Genomic DNA, 18,281 nt, shown 5'->3' with positions numbered 1-18,281 from the left:
CTGTTTCGACCTGGGAGGATAGCCCCTTTTTTTACCGCATGCCCGTTATTACGAGTATTGTTTATTTTGTTTTCCGCTCGCCGAATAATCCATCCCAGCACTGTTTTAAAAGCTCAGTCGCCCATTTGTGATGATTCGTATCACTGTATTGCCGATACATGCACTCGATGCGCAAAATCAAGGCGAGATACAAATCATAAAGCTGCAGCCGCTCTTTTTCGGCGTCAGTGAAGGATTCCTTGCCGTATCCGCTTAAAAAAGCGGAGTTATTATCCCCGAATAATCCGCGGAAATAGTACTCCATGAGGGGATCCCCCCATAGCGCTCGTTCACAATCGATCAATCCGGTAATGCGGCCCTCTTTGACGAACAAGTTGCCGTCCCACAAATCCCAATGGACGAGGCGCGGTTCAGTGACCTCATTAAGGCTTACCCTGCGCTCTTCGAGCAAGGACCTGAACTCCACTTCGCTTGCCGGCAACTCCACCTGGGCATCCTTGGCGTCGGCAAGCAGGCCGGCAACCATGTCGGTAAATACGTCCGCCCAATCCGTTCCCTGCTTTTCTTCCTGAGCATAGTAACCGAACCGCTTACCAGAGATCTCATTCAGGCGGCGGCTCAACCGGCCCAGTTCCGCTTCGATCACCTTTCGCTCCTCTGCGGTAAGATTTTCCTTCGCTTTGTTGTACGGTTCCCCTGAAAGAAACTCCATAAAGAAGAACTCGAAACCGCCCGGCTCTGCTTCGTAATAATAGACTTCCGGCACCGGGATACTCCCGGTTTCCTTCAGAAGGTGAAGTACATCCACCTCGGCTCTCATGACATCCCGCTCATAACGCATCATTCCGGCTTCCATCCGGGGCGCCACCTTCAGGACGGACCGGGTGCCGTCGCTGAAAGTCAAGGCATAAGCGGAATTGAACCAGCCGTCTTTCAACTCCAATGCTGAAGCAATCCTTTTCTCCCCGCCGAAAGCGCGGCCTACCAAAACATCTAAATCTTCTGCGCTCAATTGCCGCTTAATTGCATTGTCCATCCGACATTCCTCCGTCATCCACCACAAAGCGTAGGTCTATACTAAGAAGCCGTTCAGGTACTTTGCAGGGTCCCATTCATTTTCTCATTCAAACGATCAATAACATGTTAAGCTTTGGCGCGCTCCAAAATCAAGACGCCGCGTCCAGGTACCGTAACGATCCCCGACACCGTTTCTCCGCCGAGCAGTTCCTTTTTGGCATCCGCGCCCGTTTCCACCATGGCTGCATCGGCATTGTGGTTCAGCAGGAACAGATATTCCATGCCGTTCTTCACCCGGCGTGCCACTTCCACGCCCGCAGGAGCGTTTAGCAGCGGTTTGATTCCTTTCTCTTCGCACAGGTTAGCGAGGAATCCTTCAAGGAACGAGGCCTCCGGGCTGCTGGCCACATAATAGGCGCGTCCGTTTCCGAAGCGGTTCACCGTCAGGACAGGCATCCCTTTATAGAAATCCGAGCCGTACTCGGCCAACACTTCGGCACCTTCGGAATGAATCAGGTCACAGAGCAGGTCGCACTCGAATTGCCCATCAAGTTTCCCCCATGAATGCTTCATCACGATCTGATTCTTCTGGTCCGGGAACAGCGCGTCAATCTCTTCCGCCCAGATGCCCATCACGGACCGCAGTTCTCCCGGATATCCGCCGGTCGTCACAAGGTCGTTCTCATTCACAATGCCGCTGAAGAACGTGGTAACAAAGGTGCCTCCGTTCGAAACGAATTTCTCCACCTTTTCCGCAAAACCCGGTTTAACCATGTACATAACCGGAGCAATAACGATTTCGTATTTGCCGAAGTCTTCTTCGACGGATACCATATCGCTCTCTACATGCATCTTGAACAAAGCGTCGTAATATTTGTGAACCTCTTTTTCATAATTCAGAGATACGGTCGGACCACTCGACAGGTCGGTAGCCCAGCGGTTCTCCCAATCGTAAACGATCCCGATTTTGGCCTCCGTCCGGGCATCCAGCAGCGTATCGCCAAGCTGTTCCAGTTCCCGGCCGAGCTCGGCGCATTCCCGGAATACGCGGGTATGCTCGTGGCCGACATGCTCGATCACGGCACCATGATACTTCTCGCACGCGCCGATGGAACGGCGAAGCTGGAAGAACAACACCGTATCCGCGCCCCGGGCCACGGCCTGATAACTCCACAAGCGCATAACGCCCGGACGCTTCAACGAGTTGTAGGCTTGCCAGTTTTGCTGGCTCGGCGTTTGCTCCATCAGCATGAACGGATCTCCGCTCTTCAGTCCCCGCATCAGATCATGCGTCATGGCCGTGTGGCTGACCGGCGTATCCAGGGAAGGATAGTTGTCCCAAGACACGATATCCATATATTTAGCCCATTCGAAATAGTTCAATTCCGGATAAAAGCCCATCAGATTCGTCGTAACCGGAATGTTCGGCGTGTGTTTCTTGAGTTCCTCGTACTCCAATCTATAGCATTCCAGCAAACTGTAAGACATAAATCTGCGGTAGTCCAGCGAGATGCCCTGGAAGTTGGTCCGGTTGCCGTTCCATTCTTCGCTCAGCTCACTCGGCGGAACGATGTCTTCCCAATCGTAGAACGTATGGCCCCAGAAGCGGGTATTCCACGCCTTGTTCAACGCTTCCAGGCTTCCGTAGCGTTCCTGAAGCCATTTGCGGAAACCGGCAGCACAATTATCACAGTAGCAGTAGCCGCCGTATTCATTGGAAATATGCCAGATCAGCAGGCCGGGATGATCCTTGTATCTCTCCGCCAGCTTGCCGGCCATGCGAACGGAATACTTGCGGTAGGTCGGGGAATTCGGGCAGGAATTATGGCGTCCGCCAAACTTGCGCTTTCTGCCCTGCACGTCCACGCGGGTTACGTCAGGATATTTTCGTGCCATCCAGGCCGGATGTGCCCCCGTACTTGTTGCCAAACAAGTGTAAACACCGCTCTTGTACAAACGGTCCATCGTTTCGTCCAGTTGGGCAAAATCGTAAGTATCTTCATCAGGCTGGTTCAACGCCCAGGAGAACACATTGACGGTCGCTACATCGATGCCGGCGAGCTTGAACATGCGCTCGTCCTCTTGCCAAATCCCCGCATCCCATTGCTCCGGGTTGTAGTCCCCGCCATACCATATTTTCGGCAGCTTATCATTGATCACTGCGAACACATCCTTTATATGTGATATAATTATATTACCATTGTAAAATCAAAGCTTAGCCCTTGATATATAATAATTCTGAACTCGAATATAATAATATGGAACTGTTAGGAGGATCCTTTCATGCTAACGCCTGCGTACCGGCGATACGTCTTCTCCCCCTCCGGGAACCCTCATCTTCCTCTGCTTGTCGAAAGTATCGGCTATAACCCCAGTCAGGAAAAAGTTACCCGTCCCGAAGGTTATCCCTGCTATCACTGGATTCAAACCGAGGCCGGGGAAGGAAGGCTAACCTACGGCAACGAAACGGTCGTCCTTGAGCCTCACACCGGTCTTCTCCTGCCTCCTGGCATGCCGCATACTTATGAAACTTCCGATGGAAAAGTTTGGAGAACGCTCTATCTGACGTTCGGCGGGGAAGCAACAAGCCATATCCTTTCCGCATTCGCCATTTCCGAACCTGCCTTTTTCCACTGGGAACCGGATTCGCCCCTGGCCCCCCTGCTGGGATCAATGCTTGAACAGCTTGATACCGGGGATGACCTATTCGGCCTTGAAACCTCCACCCAGACTTACCGCTTCCTTGGACTATTGAGTAAATTCGGGCAAGCCAGCAGCATCTCCGTAACCCGAAATATGGAGAAGCTGAATCCCTTGCTTAAGTGGATGGAAAAGCATTACGGCAATCCCGATCTCGGACTGGATAGCTTGGCCGATGTGCTCGGCATATCCGGACGGCATTTAAGCAAGCTGTTCCAGCTTACCTTCGGCCTTTCCCCTTATGCTTACCTCGTTCAAATGCGCATTCACAAGGCGAAAGAGCGCCTGGCCGGAGATCCGGATCTCACCGTGGCGAGCATTGCCGGACTAACCGGTTTTCGCGACACCAGCCATTTTGTGGCTACGTTCCGCAAGCATACGGGCCTGACCCCGCAGCAGTTCCGCAAGCTACATTAATGATTCCGCTAAACTAGCCTAATTCACATATGTAACCGGTAACCAAATCGTCATCCAATAAAAAAACAAAACTGCCCTCACGGCCAACAATGGACCGATAGGACAGCCTTTCATAACTGCATGCTATTTCTTCATATCTATATAAATCCGGTATGTTTCGTCCGGTTCCGTCCAAAAACGAAGTTCTTTATCGGGCGCGCTAGTTCCGTCCGGCTTAGTAACGGTAATCGGCTCGTCATAACGGACCGTGCACCAGCCGCTGCGTGAAGCCGTGATACGAGCCTCCGACAGGCGCCCCCCTATCCACTCCGCACTGACCGAGTAGCCGCCTCTTGCCTTGAGTCCACTAACGCTTCCGGTAGGCCAGGCTTTCGGCAGTGCAGGCAGCAGATGTATTCCGTCCCGGTGGCTCTGAATCAGCATTTCGGCGATCCCTGCGGTTCCTCCGAAATTACCGTCAATTTGGAACGGCGGATGGTCATCGAACAGATTCGGATAGGTCGAGCGGGATAAAAGCGTATTAACAAAACGGTACGCCGCTTCTCCATCTCCGAGTCTGGCATACAGATTTATCAGCCAGGCACAGCTCCAGCCTGTATGTCCGCCTCCTTGGCTGATCCGGCTATCCAGCGATTTCCGCGCCGCTTCCGCCAACTCAGGCGTGTTTTCCGGCGTAATGGCAGCGCCCGGATACAACCCGTATAAATGCGAAACATGCCGGTGGCCGGGTTCAGCTTCCGCAAAGTCTTGGCTCCATTCGCGCAAACGCCCGTCGGGCCCGATTTCCGGCTTGGCCATTTTCTCCATCGCTTCTTCCAACCGGGAAATCCACTCTTGGTCGGCTTCAAGAATGGATGCCGCTTGAATGCAATGCGTGAACAGCTCCGAGATCAAAAACAGATCCATCGTTGATCCCGCGGATACGCTGCAAGGTTCTCCGTCCGCCGTCAGGAATTTATTTTCCGGTGACGTTGAAGGAGCCGTTACCAGTTGACCGTTCGGCCCGACGATAAGCCAGTCCAGACAAAATTCCGCGGCCCCTTTCATCAACGGATAGGCCGTGTCCCGCAAAAAGGCTTCGTCCCGTACGAAGTCATAATGTTCCCAAAGGTGGCGGCAAAGCCATATTCCGCTCATCGGCCAGAACGCCCAACTGGCATCCCCGTCGCTCGGCGTGGCTGCCCTCCACAAATCAACGTTATGGTGCGCGGTCCAGCCCTGGGAACCGTAATGAATTCGTGCGGTTCTCGCGCCGGTTTCGCTTAAATCCGAAATGAGGCCGAATAGAGGCTCATGGCATTCGCTCAAATTACAAACTTCCACAGGCCAATAGTTCATTTCCGTATTAATATTTGTCGTATAATTGCTGTTCCAAGGCGGCTGCATATGCGGATTCCATATTCCCTGCAAATGAGCGGGCTGCGTTCCCGGTCTCGAGCTCCCCATCAGCAGATAGCGTCCGTATTGGAAATAGAGAGCTTCCAAAGCCGGATCATTCATTCCTGCCTGGTAACGGGCAAGACGCTCGTCCGTCGGCAAGGCAGCGTTGTCCGTTGACCCTAAATCAAGCTGCAACCGCCCGAAAAGACTTCCGTGATCCCGGATATGTCTGCTGCGCAGTTCGTCATAACCCAACTTCGCGGCTGCCTTAAGCGCGGCATTACATTTTCCTGCAATCCGGTCTTCAGCACCGCTTCCCGGCATGATGTCATATCCGGCGAAGTTGGTTACCGCTGCGAGCAGTACGGTCACCGAAATTGCACCTTTCACTTTCACGACCCCGGATTCTCTGACAACGGCCCCGCCTTCATGCAAGATCAGAATCTGTGTCTCAAAGGAAAGCCCCAGACCTTCCTCGTATAGCACGGATTGAGGGTGGTCGCCCAAATAGTTGTCGGCAATATGACTCGGCGCCCGGCCGTTCATTTTCAACCCGTTGCTTTCCTGCGCATCGCTTATCGTGTGACGTAACGGCGAATCGAGGGAAATGGAAAGATCCAGCACATCTTGCGAAGGCGATGCATACCGGAGAGCCAGAATCTGATCTACCGCGCTGACAAATACCTCGCGAGTGTAGCGGGCGGTTCCGCGGGAATAACGCACCTCCGCTATTCCGGTTTCCAGTTCCAGGCCTCTATAATATTCACTGAATGCGGCTTCTCCGGAGTGTTCCACCTTTAAATTGCCCAAAGGTTGATAAGACTCGCTCCGACGGCCCAGCATTTTAGAGTTTATTAAGGATTCCGCCTCTTTATATTTCCCGGAAAATATCAGTTCCCTGGCGCGGCCTAAATGCCGAAGGGCATCGTAATTTTGAGTATCGCGGGGAAATCCGGACCATAAAGTATCCTCGTTTAACGCTATGACCTCCGAGCGCTCCCCGCCGTAAATCATGCCGCCAATCCGCCCGTTTCCGACTGGCAGAGCCTCTTCCCAGCGGGAAGCGGGCTGATTGTACCATAACCTCCACCCTGTTTTCCCATTGTTACTATCCGTCATTTCTCTTACCTCCACTCCGTAAAACTTAGAGAAAAGGCCCGAATACGCTTACGGGCCTTTTCTACATCATGCTATAAGATTTTTTAAAACACAATTATTTAATGTCTTTTCCTGTAAACAACGATACTCTCGCTTTTACAAGCTCTGTATATTCGGCTTCCATTTTTTCTGCGCCGGCTTTATCCAGTTCAGCCAGGAAACCGTCATAGATTTTATCGAAGTCAGCCGTTTTTGCAAGCACCGCTTCCGGAATACGCTTACGGATGATATCTTGTGACTTTTTGGAGATTACTTGATAATCGCCGTCTGTCGGAACTGGCATGTTGTACAACGCGCCCCATTCCTTAGCTTCGAAGTCGCTTTCTTGCGGGAACAAATCTTTCCATGTTGTAGCTTTATAAGCTGCCAACGATTCTTTCTCAGCATCGGAATAAAGTTCTACGATTTGTTCCGGGAAGTTGATTGTATAGTAGTTATCGGTGGAATCTTTGACTCCGTCCCCATAACGAGCACTCATAACGGCGTACAATCCGGCTGGATTGCCAAGACCTGTTTCTTTGGTAAAGTTAGCTGTATCGTTCATTCTTCTTTCGGTGACCTCAGCTGGAATTACACGTTTTCCGTTTTCAACAGTGTAGTGTTTGCCTTCGATACCCCAGTTTCTGAGGATTTGACCTTCATCGGATGCCAGCCAGTCCAGGAACTTGATGGCACGAACCGGATCTTTACAAGCTGTTGTGATCGCGATACCGTATCCGTCAACCCCAGCAGGTTGGAAGGAATGATCAACATAGTCTTTGCTCAACGTAACAGGAAAGTGAGCGTAAGTATATTCGTTTTTGCCTGCAGCTTTCAAGGCATTTTCCCCGTCCATATAGCCCCACTCTTGGTCAATCAAGCCAATTACGCGGCCGCTGGCGATTTTTGCTTTGTATTGGTCTTCTTTTTGTACAAAAGTATCCTTGTCGAGCAATCCTTCATTGTACATATGGTTCAACCAACGGAAATATTCTTTCTCTTCTGGACGTTTGTAATGGAGCTTCGCTTCATAAGTTGCCGGATCGACATAGTATTCTCCGTCATCCGGAGCACCGGTAGCGATGAAAGCCGGGTTGGTAACGGTGATCATGATTCTCCAGTCATCCGCACTTAAGGTCAAAGGAATCGTAGGTTGTCCGTCCGTAGTCGGATGCTTCGCATAGTATTCCTTCAAGACATTTTCATAATCTTGCAAAGTGCGGACTTCAGGATAACCAAGTTCCTTCAATACACGGTGCTGGATTTCAAAACCGCCTGTGGCATCGAAGTATTGGTTGTCGACGCCCATGTTACTTACGATGGAATAAATGGCTGGATCTTCATTGCTGTATTTCAAACGGTTCATGTTATCGCCGAAAATCTTTTTGATATTCGGGGCATGCTCTTCGATCAAGTCGGTCAAATCCAAGATGAGTCCGGCATCGATCAGTTTGGACAGCTCGCCTTTTGCGAAAATCAGATCAGGTACATCGCCACTTGCGGCCATCAAAGCAACTTTGCTCTCGCCGCCGCCAGCACCTACGTCAAATTCCGCTTCCAGGGTAACCCCGGTTTTCTCTGTAATCGCTTTACCTACTTCATCCTGCATACCGTTCCAGTTAGGGCTGGCATCCCCGCCGAAAAAGCTGAAGGAGACAGGGCTTGTGTCTTCCGCCGCTTGCGTATTTTGGTTGTTATTTGCTTTGTTGCCTGTGTTGTTGCTTGCCGCAGTGTCATTGCCGGAATTTCCGCAGCCGCCAACGAGCAAGGTGCTGGCTAGCAGAAGAGCAGCAAAGGTTTTTGGACTTTTCCACTTCATGTCTATTTTCCCCCTAGAAAATTATTGTAACGCTATATTGTATAACAGGCATTACCTGCGTCTACCTTACCTATATCCGGCTCTAGTCCGGCATCCAAGCAATCAAAGTAAGGGCTTTCATTTGAAGCCTTTTAAAATGACCTTGCTTGGTAATGGGGTTCGAGCGGGGCTGGTTAAAGCCCCGCGGAACCGAAATGCTACAAAGTGATTAAGCCTTTACGGCACCCAAAGTCATGCCGGATACGAAGTATCTTTGCAGGAACGGATAAACGATCAGAATCGGAACCGTTACGACAATCGTAATCGCCATTTTGATGGATTCCGGAGATACCTGGGCCATCTGATTGGCCAAGTCATTCGCGTTTGCCATTGAAGCACCTTGGTTCGTGCTGGCAAGTACCTTCATCAATTCATACTGCAATGTAGTGAGGTCAGGCTTGTTTCCGTTATACAGATAAGTATCGAACCAGGAGTTCCATTGCCCGACTGCCAAGAACAGCGCAATCGTCGCCAATACCGGCTTACAGAGCGGAAGAATGATTTTGTAGTAAATCTTGAAATCATTGGCACCGTCAAGTTTTGCCGATTCTTGCAAAGCGTAAGGCAATCCGTCGATGAAGGACCTGATGATGAACACATTGAATGCGCTGACCAACCCAGGAAGGATGTAAATCCAGAATGTCCCGATCAGATCAAGGTGACGCATCAGCATGTAAGTCGGAACCAACCCGCCGGAGAAATACATCGTCAGAGCCAAGAAGGTGGAAACGAATTTCCGCGATTTAAAGTCCGGACGGCTCAAAGTATAAGCAAGCATAGATGCGCTTATCAAGCCAAGAATCGTACCGGCAACTGTCCGAAACATCGTAATTTTGAAACCTTGCAATAAGCCGGTATAACCGAAGATCGTCTTGTAATTTTCCAGTGTAAACTCACGCGGCCAAATATAAATGCCGCCCCGAACGGTATCCGTTGAATCATTTAACGAAATCGCAAGTACGTTCAAGAAAGGATACAACGTAATGATCAGGATCACTGTCATTAAAATGACATTGCAAATATCGAAAATTTTCTCTGATTTTGTCGCATTGAATGCTTTTGCTGCCACGTTTGTCCCCTCCTTTACATAATGCTTTCTTTCGTCGTTTTCTTCATGATGCCGTTTGCCGTGAGCAACAGAATGATACTTACGACGGAGGTGAACATGCTGATGGCTGTACCGTACGAGAAGCGGCTGATATTAATACCGTATTTCAACGCATATATGTCCAAAACTTCGGAATAATCCGTTACCAGTGCATTCTGAAGCTGGAACTGTTTCTCGAAGCCGATACCGATCAAGTGACCGATCGACATAATCAAGAGTACGGAAATTGTAGTACGGATTCCCGGAAGCGTAATATTCCACATTTGTCTGAATCGGCCCGCTCCATCGACCCGAGCGGCTTCATAAAGTTCCTTGTCGATCCCGGTGATCGCAGCCAAGTAGATGATCGCGTTCCATCCTGTCTCCTTCCATATATCGGAAGCGGTTACAATCCCCCAGAACCATTTCCCCTGAGCCATGAACTGTATGGGCTCGTTAATAATATGCAAGGACATTAAAATCTCATTTATAATCCCGCCGTCGATCGAGAGCATCTTCGTAATGATCCCTGCAACAACGACCCAGGATACGAAGTGAGGCAAATATGATACCGTCTGAACGGTCCGTTTGAATATGCTGCCTTTCAATTCGTTCAGGAACACCGCGAAAAAGATCGGCACGATAAACGTGAAGATGATGCCCATAATACTCATCGCTAGCGTGTTTCTTAATACCAGGTAAAATCTTTCGTCCTGGAACAAGTCCACAAAGTTTTTCATGCCGACCCATTTTTGTTCCGAAAAAGATTTGGCCGGCTTATAGTTCTGGAATGCCATCGTCCAGCCCCAGATTGGTAAATAGTTAAACACAAACAGCCAAATTACAAATGGCAAGGACATTAGGTATAAATATTTCTGTTGGACTATACTTTGCCAGAATCCTTTTTTCCGTTTCTTCGACGGTTCAGGGGTTACGCTTACATTTCTAGTCCCGTTGCTCGCTGAGAGCGTTTCCATCTGTCCAATCCCCCCTTCTCTGCTATACCTTTATGATAAAGTAGATGGGAGATCGGAAATACCCGATAGATTTCAAAGAAAACCATATAAAAATTAGACATTGACCGGAATTGTGAAAACTATTTCAGTTCCTTTTCCATATTCGCTCACGATGTTGAGGCCATGCTCTTCTCCATACGATAATACGAGTCTTTGATGAACATTGCGCAGACCGATCCGGTTATTGCCCGATTCCTCGGGGTTTGAAATCGATTGCCTTACCTCGGCAAGCCGCCCAGGCATCATTCCGAGGCCGTTGTCGCTAACCCGGATTTCAACAACATCATCCTTCATTTGAACTGCCAACCTGACTTCCACACCCTCCGCTTTATCCTCTACTCCGTGGACTACCGCATTCTCGACAAGAGGCTGGATAATGAGAGGCAGAACCCGGATATCCGAAGCCTGAAGGTCCACGGCCAATTCATAAATCAGTCGATCCTCGTAACGGAATTTCTGAATTTCGAGATAAGAACGGACCATATCGATTTCTTCCTTCAGCGGTGTGCTTTCCCTTCCGACTTCCAGATTTTTGCGCATCAAACGACCAAGCAGCCGGACAACATTAGCGATTTCCTTCTCGCCTTTCAAATGGGCATTCATACGAATAGACTCCAGCGCATTAAAAAGAAAATGAGGATTGATCTGGCTGGCCATCATCTTTAATTTGATTTCCCGTTGGGCCAATTCCAGACTGTTATTCTGTTCGGTCTTCTCCACTACCTGCTCCATCAGCCGGTTGATGCTTTCCACCATATAGTTGAATTGGCGGGATAATTGCCCAACTTCGTCGTTTCCGTCAATCCGCGAAACCACATTTAAATCCCCTAACGCCAACCGGTTCAAATTCCTGCTAAGCCGCAGCAGACGATTGGTCGTAAGCAACGATACGATGTAAACGAAAGCAAGTGCGATTAGCAGAATCAACAAAATGATAACCAGTCCGTAGATACTAACCCGATTAGCATCCTTAACGATATCGTCCGTATTAAAGACGGACATGATCCTTAACCCGTTGGCACTCGATTCGGGGACCAACTCATCCACGATCAAATAGGACGCCTCACCGCGAATGTCCATTTTGTGGCTGCCTTTAGTTACTTGGTTGAGATCCACGCCATAGTCCAGGCCATCCAGCGTCTTACCGACAAGGCTATGGTCTTTGGCGGCTACGACATGTCCTTGATCGTCCGCAATCAGCGTTTCGAATTCTTCCTGGCTAAGCATGCGGTTCAACTCATTTTGGTCCAGCGAAACCATCAAGACCCCTTTTGCGCGGCGTTCGGGGAACGGCAATTGCCGAATCAAGCTGAGCTTCTTCACCGGAATAACTTCCGGATCGTCAATATAAGACCAACCAAGATTCTTCGATTCCATCGCCTGCTGATACCATTTCGTTTCCTCAACCTCTTTCGTGACGGGAATTAACTCCGTGTTGTTGATCAGCGTCGGGTTATCGTAATAAAATCGGATGCCGGCAACTTCCCTGTACACCCGGGAAAACTGGATAAAACCGTCATAAGCCAAATAAGCCTTCGTCAATTCTAGTGCATTATCGTAACGGGTCGTGACCACCCGTTCCAGATCTTTGTCCAATAGCAGTGTATCGGAGACGTCCACAGGAATGCGCAGCATGTTTCCAAGCTGAGATTTGATTTTCTCCACATTGTTAGTCGTCTGCTCGATCGCGCGGTCCATCGCTTCCGCTCGGAAATAACTTACCACAGTGATGCCAACGATCAGGACGGGAATCATGACGACCAAAATGTAAGAAATGATCAGCTTATGCTTGAGCTTCATATTATTCGTGATTTGTATCGCTTTTTTAATCATGTTCATCGGCCTCCTGGACTTCGGTAGCATGGGAACGATAAATTCGTGAAAAAAAACCGAATATCCCCGACTTTTTGACAAGCGGGGATATTTCGGGAGCGCCGGGACCACAGGCGCATTAGCTTAAAATTAATTTATTGTTCCACCAGGGGCAACAAGGTTATTTCAAGAAAATCTGCAATTCCGTCTTACCGGAGAAGGAAGTTACTTCAACAGTTCCTTCATTAGTAAGCTCCCCGCCTTGAACGGTTGTCGCTTCGCCCATGCCGTGGAGCGATACCTTGAATGCTTTACCGGCACCTTCCGCGCTGAGGGTTACTTTAGAGCCTTCACGAACCGCGGTCACCAGAAGCTCGGTTTCACCTTTCACATTGCGAACCGTGCGAGTCACTTGAACGCCTTCTTGCAGCTGATACAATCCGAGCTCTACGCCGTCCGCGAAATCATAATCCGGCCGGGTATTGTTGGCCCCCTTCGCCAAGATCGAATTCTGGCGGACGAACAACGGCAAGCCTAAGAAATCATAGGTTTCTTTTTGCCATTTGCCGCCTTCCACAGTTTTGCCCGTGAGCAGGTGAGTCCATGTACCTTCAGGCAGGAAGTAAGTAACTTCCCCGGTTTCGCTGAACACAGGAGCGACCAGCAAGGAATCGCCCAGCATATATTGACGATCCAGCGTCTCAGTCGCCGGGTCATTCGGGAATTCCAGGAACATGGCGCGCATTGTCGGAACGCCTTTTTCCGTTGCATAAACGGCCGTATCAAACAGGTATGGCATCAGACTGCATTTCAGCTTGGTGAAGAATCGGGTAACGTCAACCGCTTCATCATCATAAGCCCAAGGCACCCGGTACGAGCTGCTGCCGTGCAAACGGCTGTGGCTGGACATCAAACCGAATGCTAGCCAGCGCTTGAACACATGAACCGGAGCAGTATTCTCGAAACCGCCGATGTCATGGCTCCAGAAACCGAAGCCGGACAAACCGAGCGACAGGCCGCCGCGAAGGCTTTCCGCCATCGATTCATAATCCGCGTAGCAGTCTCCGCCCCAGTGAACCGGGAATTTCTGACCGCCGACAGTAGCCGAACGGGCAAACAACGCTGCTTCATTTTTGCCAAGTTTCTCTTCCAATACTTCAAATACCACTTTGTTATAAAGGTAAGGGTAGTAGTTATGCATTTTGACCGGATCGGAACCGTCGTGGTAAACGACATCGGTAGGAATTCGCTCGCCGAAGTCGGTCTTGAAGCTGTCGACGCCCATGTCGACGAGTTCACGCAGGTAACCGGCAAACCATTCGCATGCTTCCGGATTCGTAAAGTCAACCAGAGCCATCCCCGGCTGCCACAAATTCCATTGCCATACGTCGCCGTTCGGCTTTTTCACGAGGTAGCCGTTTTGCTTGCCTTCTTCAAACAAGCGGGAACGCTGACCGATGTAAGGGTTGATCCATACGCAAATTTTCAAGCCTTTTTCTTTCAAGCGTTTCAGCATGCCGACCGGATCAGGGAACACGCGCTCATCCCATTTGAAATCCGTCCAGTGGAACTCGCGCATCCAGAAGCAGTCGAAATGGAAGACATGCAACGGAAGGTCTCTTTCGGCCATGCCGTCCACGAACGAATTAACCGTAGCTTCGTCATAGTCGGTTGTAAACGAAGTGGTAAGCCACAGGCCGAACGACCATGCCGGCGGCAACGAAGGCTTGCCGGTCAATGCCGTATATTTATCGAGCACATCCTTCGGCTCCGGTCCGTCGATGACGAAATATTCGATCGATTCGCCCGGTACGCTAAATTGGACTTTTTTCACTTTTTCCGACGCTACCTCGAAGGACACGCCGCCCGGATCATTAACCAATACGCCGTAGCCTTTGTTCGTAACGTAGAACGGAATGTTCTTATACGATTGTTCGGAGCTAGTGCCGCCGTCCTTGTTCCAGATATCGACAATTTGCCCGTTCTTGATGAAGGATGTAAAACGTTCGCCCAAACCATAAACGAGTTCACCGACGCTTAAGTCGAGCTCTTCGCGCATGAACGTGTTCCCGCCGGCTTCGGTCACGTGTGCCATAGATTTGAAGGCACTCCCTGTAAGACGCTGAGTCCCGCGGTAGAAATCTACCGACCATTGCGCGCCTTTGGAAATACGAACACTCAGATTGCCGCTTTTGAGTTCGGCATACTCATCGTTTTCCGTAATTACTGCATGATCGCCGCCCTTAGCCAGTTCAAAAGAAGGTCCATGATCCACGGTACCGGCAAAATGCACAAGCTTCACGCCGATCACGCCAGGAAACGGGGAATGGAATTGCACCGTAAGGAGCGTTGTATTAATCATATCGCCGCGGCCGCGAAGCGGTGTCGTCGAAGCTGATGCTGTCAGTGTATGGTCCTGAACCATAAAATCGTAGGCTTGAACCGCAGTGGAAAGCGTGTAACCATCGCGAATCAGCCAGTTGCCATCGGTAAATTTCATTGGTAATATACCGCCTTTCGATTGACATTGTTTTTTGAGTTCTTGATTTTCAAAATGATGCTGTAAATTCACTTACACTTGCATTATACTGATTAAAAAAGAAACATTCTAACATAATTAAATAAAAATATAACACTATATTGATGAGGTGATGGTATGGATCAAGCTCTGCGCCGATCCCTGAAAGAAAGCCGGGCTCACGGCGACGAACATCAGCCATTCGGTACCTACTGGTTCCGCTATGGCGCCGGAGAGCATGTCATTGACTGCCACTGGCATGAGGAAGCCGAATTCTTCTACTGTGTGGAAGGCGAGACGCTGTTCCAGGTCGATACCGATTATTTCACCGTCCGTGCCGGGGAGGCCGTGTTTGTCGACGGAGGAGACATTCACGCCGCTCACGCCAGCGGTGAAGAAGGCTGCGCTTTTTTCTCGCTGGTGTTTGACACGAATTTGCTCGCCAGCGCTCACTACGATGCCGTTCAGGAAAATATGATCCTTCCCTTGCAGGAAAGAAAAGCAACATTTCCCAGACATCTCCGGCGTGTTGAAGATGTTGAAATCAGCCTGTTGAACCATATTGTCTCCATTATGAAAAGCTGCGGCGAAGGATCTTCCGGGTACGAAGGAGCCGTTAAAGGCCATCTTTACCTGATGCTCGCGGAGATTTTCTCCCAGGACAAAACCTGTAACCGGACCGCGAGCAACCGGAGCGAGTCTTCAAAAATCGAACGTTTGAAAACGATTATTCACTATATTCAGCAAAATTACGGTCAACCTATTCGCCTGTCCGAGCTAGCGTCGCTGATTCCGATGAGCGAAGGCCAGTTCTGCCGCTTCTTTAAATCCATGACCCGGCAAACCCCGATGGATTATATTAATTCCTACCGGATTCGCCAAGCCGTTGAATTGCTCCGGCAGCCTGAACGAAAAATTTCAGATATCGCCCTTGAGGTCGGTTACGATAATATCAGCTACTTTATCCGGGTGTTCCGAAAGACGATGAACTGCTCGCCTTCGGAATTCCGGAGAAGACTGCAAAGCCAGATCGAAGCCTAAGTTTGCCGGTCGGCCATAATGCCTTAAAGTAATATTCCTTTTATTCCGGGGATCCATACTTTTGGGGCAACCCATCCACTGCATTATAGTAGTCTTCACGTTCGGGCCCAAATCATGAAGCCGCATTTTATTTTCAAATCGCATTGAAAATAAAATGAATTACCCATTAAATCAAGTTCAAAAACCGGCTTTTCAGCACCGAGAAGGTGGGGCAAAGTCAGGGACTGAGGAGCGGAGCGTAGGGAAAGCCTACGTGAGCACCTCAAATGTTTCCGGAGGAAACATACTTCGAAAGCATACGCTTCGGCCCTGGCTGAACCCCAGATTCGACGCCGAATCTACTTCTCAGTAACCCCTTCGTGATCAAAAGCCGGTTTTTGAATTACCCATTAAATCAAGATTCAAAAACCGGCTTTTCAGCACCGAGAAGGTGGGGCAAAGTCAGGGACTGAGGAGCGGAGCGTAGGGAAAGCCTACGTGAGCACCGGAAGGCCCTGGCTGAACCCCAGATTCGACGCCGAATCCACTCCAACGTAACCCCTTCGTGATCAAAGGCCGGTTTTTGAATTACCTTACGCGTGGTTGGCGGTTTTGCGGTAGGCGGAGGGGGATGTCCCCACATACTTCCGGAATTTGCTGTGGAAGTAGTCCACATTCGTATAGCCGACCTTTTCGGCAACTTGATATACCTTCAATCCTTCTTCAAGAAGGGACTTGGCCTTCTCAATCCGCACCTTGTCCAGATACGTGTTGAAGTATTCCCCGGTAGCGTTCTTGAACAATTTCCCAAGATACGCGCTGTTATAATTAAAGATTCCCGAAAGAGTTTCCAGCTTCAAATTGTCGCTGAAATTGCGGTGAATCAAATCAAGCATAATTTTCACCTCACGGTGTTTTCCGCCTTCGCCCAGTCCGCTCATCATCTGTTCCAGGAAAAATTCTGTTTTTTCGTAAACGCCTTCCAACGTCCATACTTTATGAATTTCCGACAAATAATCCGAGAACTCCTTACTACGGCTCTGAAGTTCCGGAGATTGCTGGAGGCCCTTGCCGAGAATCGAAGCCAACATTTCCACGAAACGGCGCTTGATTTCCCCTTCGCTCAAGCCATCGGACACCAGACTTTGACCCGTGCGGCGAACCAGCGATCTCATCGTCTCCCGGTTGCCTACTTCCACTGTATAGTAAAGCTGCTCATGAAGGGGTTCGGTTGGCCATTCTCCGGATTCTTTCGTCGCCTGGCCCTCCTGAACGGTCTCCAGACTCAGAAGCTTGCCGTTACCATGAAAAAAATGATTCTTATTCAGTTCGCGGGCCGCCGCATAGGAACGGCATACTTCTTCCAGATTGAATACCTTCGGACCTAGAGCCGCCGTAAAATCCACTCCCGCACCGATACCTGCTTCTCTAATTTTATTGTAAGTCTCTTCCATTTCAACTCCGAGAATCGGAGTTTTCAAGAGTATACCGATTTGCGTATGATAACTGAACACATAACCACGGCCGATTTGCTCGAATAACTCGACTGCTTTTTTTCTCATGCGAGCCGTAATCTCCGTGTCCGAGTCATCCTCCATATGCAAATTGATCAGCAAAACCTGATAGCTTTTCCACAGGAGTCCCAGTTCCTCCGCCTTGTCCAGCGTCGGCTTTTCTTCCTCATTCTCATTCAACAGGGATCGGATAAATACTTCTCTGCCCCATTCCCTCGTCGTATGCTGCCAAAGCTCGGCGATTTTTTCGTCGCTGATCTGCTGCTTGATTTTTTGCAAATAATCTATTAATTCTTCTTCATCGACCGGCTTCAGCAAATACCCGTCAGTCCGGTGCGTAATAGCCTTTTTAGCATAATCGAAGTCCGCATACCCGCTCAAAATCAGAACATGCAGCATCGGATCCAGCACGCGAAGTTGCTGAATCAGTTGAAGTCCATCCATCCCAGGCATCCGGATGTCCGCAATCACCAAGTCAGGTCTGTAGATTTTGTATTTTTCCAATGCTTCGTTGCCGTTTGCCGCCGTGTCTACGACAATATAACCGTGAGCGAACCAATCGATGAATGTACGAAGTCCTTCTCTCAACTTAGGTTCATCATCCACAATAAGCACTTTAATCATAGTTAGTTTCCCCCTGCCGGAAAGATCTCATTATGGCCTTCCGTCCAGCAACTTTCAATAATAAGAAATAAAATTTTCGATATTTTGAAAACGCAAATAATATCCTTCCCCAGCAGGAAAGAAATAAAGCGGTTACATTTAATTATAAGGAAATTTGAAATTCTCTCAAACATAATTCTGT

General features: G+C 49.5%; 11 protein-coding genes. 2 read left to right on the top strand and 9 right to left on the bottom strand.

The window, feature by feature from the left end; translation table 11 throughout:
- Positions 1-61 precede the first annotated feature (61 nt).
- Both DFP94_RS01180 and DFP94_RS01175 read right to left on the bottom strand, forming a co-directional pair.
- The gene (locus DFP94_RS01180) at positions 62-1,036 is read right to left on the bottom strand and encodes a phosphotransferase family protein (RefSeq protein ID WP_181872985.1); all 975 of its coding nucleotides are present in this window, start codon (positions 1,034-1,036) and stop codon (positions 62-64) included.
- 107 nt (positions 1,037-1,143) lie between these two features.
- A complete protein-coding gene (locus DFP94_RS01175) occupies positions 1,144-3,177 on the bottom strand; it encodes a beta-galactosidase (RefSeq protein WP_114494618.1) in 2,034 nt (677 codons plus the stop codon).
- Positions 3,178-3,300: 123 nt separating this feature from the next.
- On the opposite strand from DFP94_RS01175, the gene DFP94_RS01170 reads away from it, so the two are divergent.
- The gene (locus DFP94_RS01170) at positions 3,301-4,134 is read left to right on the top strand and encodes an AraC family transcriptional regulator (RefSeq protein ID WP_114494617.1); all 834 of its coding nucleotides are present in this window, start codon (positions 3,301-3,303) and stop codon (positions 4,132-4,134) included.
- 123 nt (positions 4,135-4,257) lie between these two features.
- Here DFP94_RS01170 and DFP94_RS01165 read toward each other — a convergent pair whose 3' ends face one another.
- The 6 genes from DFP94_RS01165 to yicI form a co-directional block, all read right to left on the bottom strand.
- The gene (locus DFP94_RS01165; RefSeq protein ID WP_114494616.1) at positions 4,258-6,633 is read right to left on the bottom strand and encodes a glycoside hydrolase family 95 protein; all 2,376 of its coding nucleotides are present in this window, start codon (positions 6,631-6,633) and stop codon (positions 4,258-4,260) included.
- 94 nt (positions 6,634-6,727) lie between these two features.
- Positions 6,728-8,470 carry an ABC transporter substrate-binding protein gene (locus DFP94_RS01160; protein ID WP_114494615.1) on the bottom strand — a complete coding sequence of 581 codons (1,743 nt, stop codon included), beginning with the start codon at positions 8,468-8,470 and terminating at the stop codon, positions 6,728-6,730.
- 208 nt (positions 8,471-8,678) lie between these two features.
- The gene (locus tag DFP94_RS01155; protein WP_114494614.1) at positions 8,679-9,578 is read right to left on the bottom strand and encodes a carbohydrate ABC transporter permease; all 900 of its coding nucleotides are present in this window, start codon (positions 9,576-9,578) and stop codon (positions 8,679-8,681) included.
- Between the two features lie 14 nt (positions 9,579-9,592).
- On the bottom strand, positions 9,593-10,573 hold the full coding sequence (locus DFP94_RS01150; protein ID WP_114494613.1) for an ABC transporter permease: 981 nt from the start codon (positions 10,571-10,573) through the stop codon (positions 9,593-9,595).
- Positions 10,574-10,666: 93 nt separating this feature from the next.
- Positions 10,667-12,445, bottom strand: a complete 1,779-nt coding sequence (locus tag DFP94_RS01145; RefSeq protein ID WP_114494612.1) for a cache domain-containing sensor histidine kinase — start codon at positions 12,443-12,445, stop codon at positions 10,667-10,669.
- A 160-nt stretch (positions 12,446-12,605) separates the two neighbouring features.
- Positions 12,606-14,924 carry an alpha-xylosidase gene (yicI, locus tag DFP94_RS01140; RefSeq protein WP_114494611.1) on the bottom strand — a complete coding sequence of 773 codons (2,319 nt, stop codon included), beginning with the start codon at positions 14,922-14,924 and terminating at the stop codon, positions 12,606-12,608.
- Positions 14,925-15,080: 156 nt separating this feature from the next.
- Between yicI and DFP94_RS01135 the strand changes: the two genes are divergently transcribed.
- A complete protein-coding gene (locus tag DFP94_RS01135) occupies positions 15,081-15,983 on the top strand; it encodes an AraC family transcriptional regulator (protein WP_114494610.1) in 903 nt (300 codons plus the stop codon).
- Between the two features lie 572 nt (positions 15,984-16,555).
- Here DFP94_RS01135 and DFP94_RS01130 read toward each other — a convergent pair.
- Positions 16,556-18,100, bottom strand: a complete 1,545-nt coding sequence (locus tag DFP94_RS01130) for a response regulator transcription factor (RefSeq protein WP_114494609.1) — start codon at positions 18,098-18,100, stop codon at positions 16,556-16,558.
- Between the last annotated feature and the right edge of the window lie 181 nt (positions 18,101-18,281).

This window comes from Fontibacillus phaseoli, assembly GCF_003337355.1.
Lineage (GTDB): Bacteria > Bacillota > Bacilli > Paenibacillales > Paenibacillaceae > Fontibacillus > Fontibacillus phaseoli.
The sequence above is the reverse complement of the archived record's forward strand: the minus strand, read 5'-3'. Positions and strand labels throughout refer to the sequence as shown.

Bases quoted from the DNA above. Each gene is read 5' to 3' on its own strand.
- DFP94_RS01160 (WP_114494615.1), bottom strand. From the start codon at position 8,470: ATGAAGTGGAAAAGTCCAAAAACCTTTGCTGCTCTTCTGCTAGCCAGC.
- DFP94_RS01165 (WP_114494616.1), bottom strand. From the start codon at position 6,633: ATGACGGATAGTAACAATGGGAAAACAGGGTGGAGGTTATGGTACAAT.
- DFP94_RS01135 (WP_114494610.1), top strand. From the start codon at position 15,081: ATGGATCAAGCTCTGCGCCGATCCCTGAAAGAAAGCCGGGCTCACGGC.
- DFP94_RS01145 (WP_114494612.1), bottom strand. From the start codon at position 12,445: ATGATTAAAAAAGCGATACAAATCACGAATAATATGAAGCTCAAGCAT.
- DFP94_RS01180 (WP_181872985.1), bottom strand. From the start codon at position 1,036: ATGGACAATGCAATTAAGCGGCAATTGAGCGCAGAAGATTTAGATGTT.
- yicI (WP_114494611.1), bottom strand. From the start codon at position 14,924: ATGAAATTTACCGATGGCAACTGGCTGATTCGCGATGGTTACACGCTT.
- DFP94_RS01150 (WP_114494613.1), bottom strand. From the start codon at position 10,573: ATGGAAACGCTCTCAGCGAGCAACGGGACTAGAAATGTAAGCGTAACC.
- DFP94_RS01170 (WP_114494617.1), top strand. From the start codon at position 3,301: ATGCTAACGCCTGCGTACCGGCGATACGTCTTCTCCCCCTCCGGGAAC.
- DFP94_RS01130 (WP_114494609.1), bottom strand. From the start codon at position 18,100: ATGATTAAAGTGCTTATTGTGGATGATGAACCTAAGTTGAGAGAAGGA.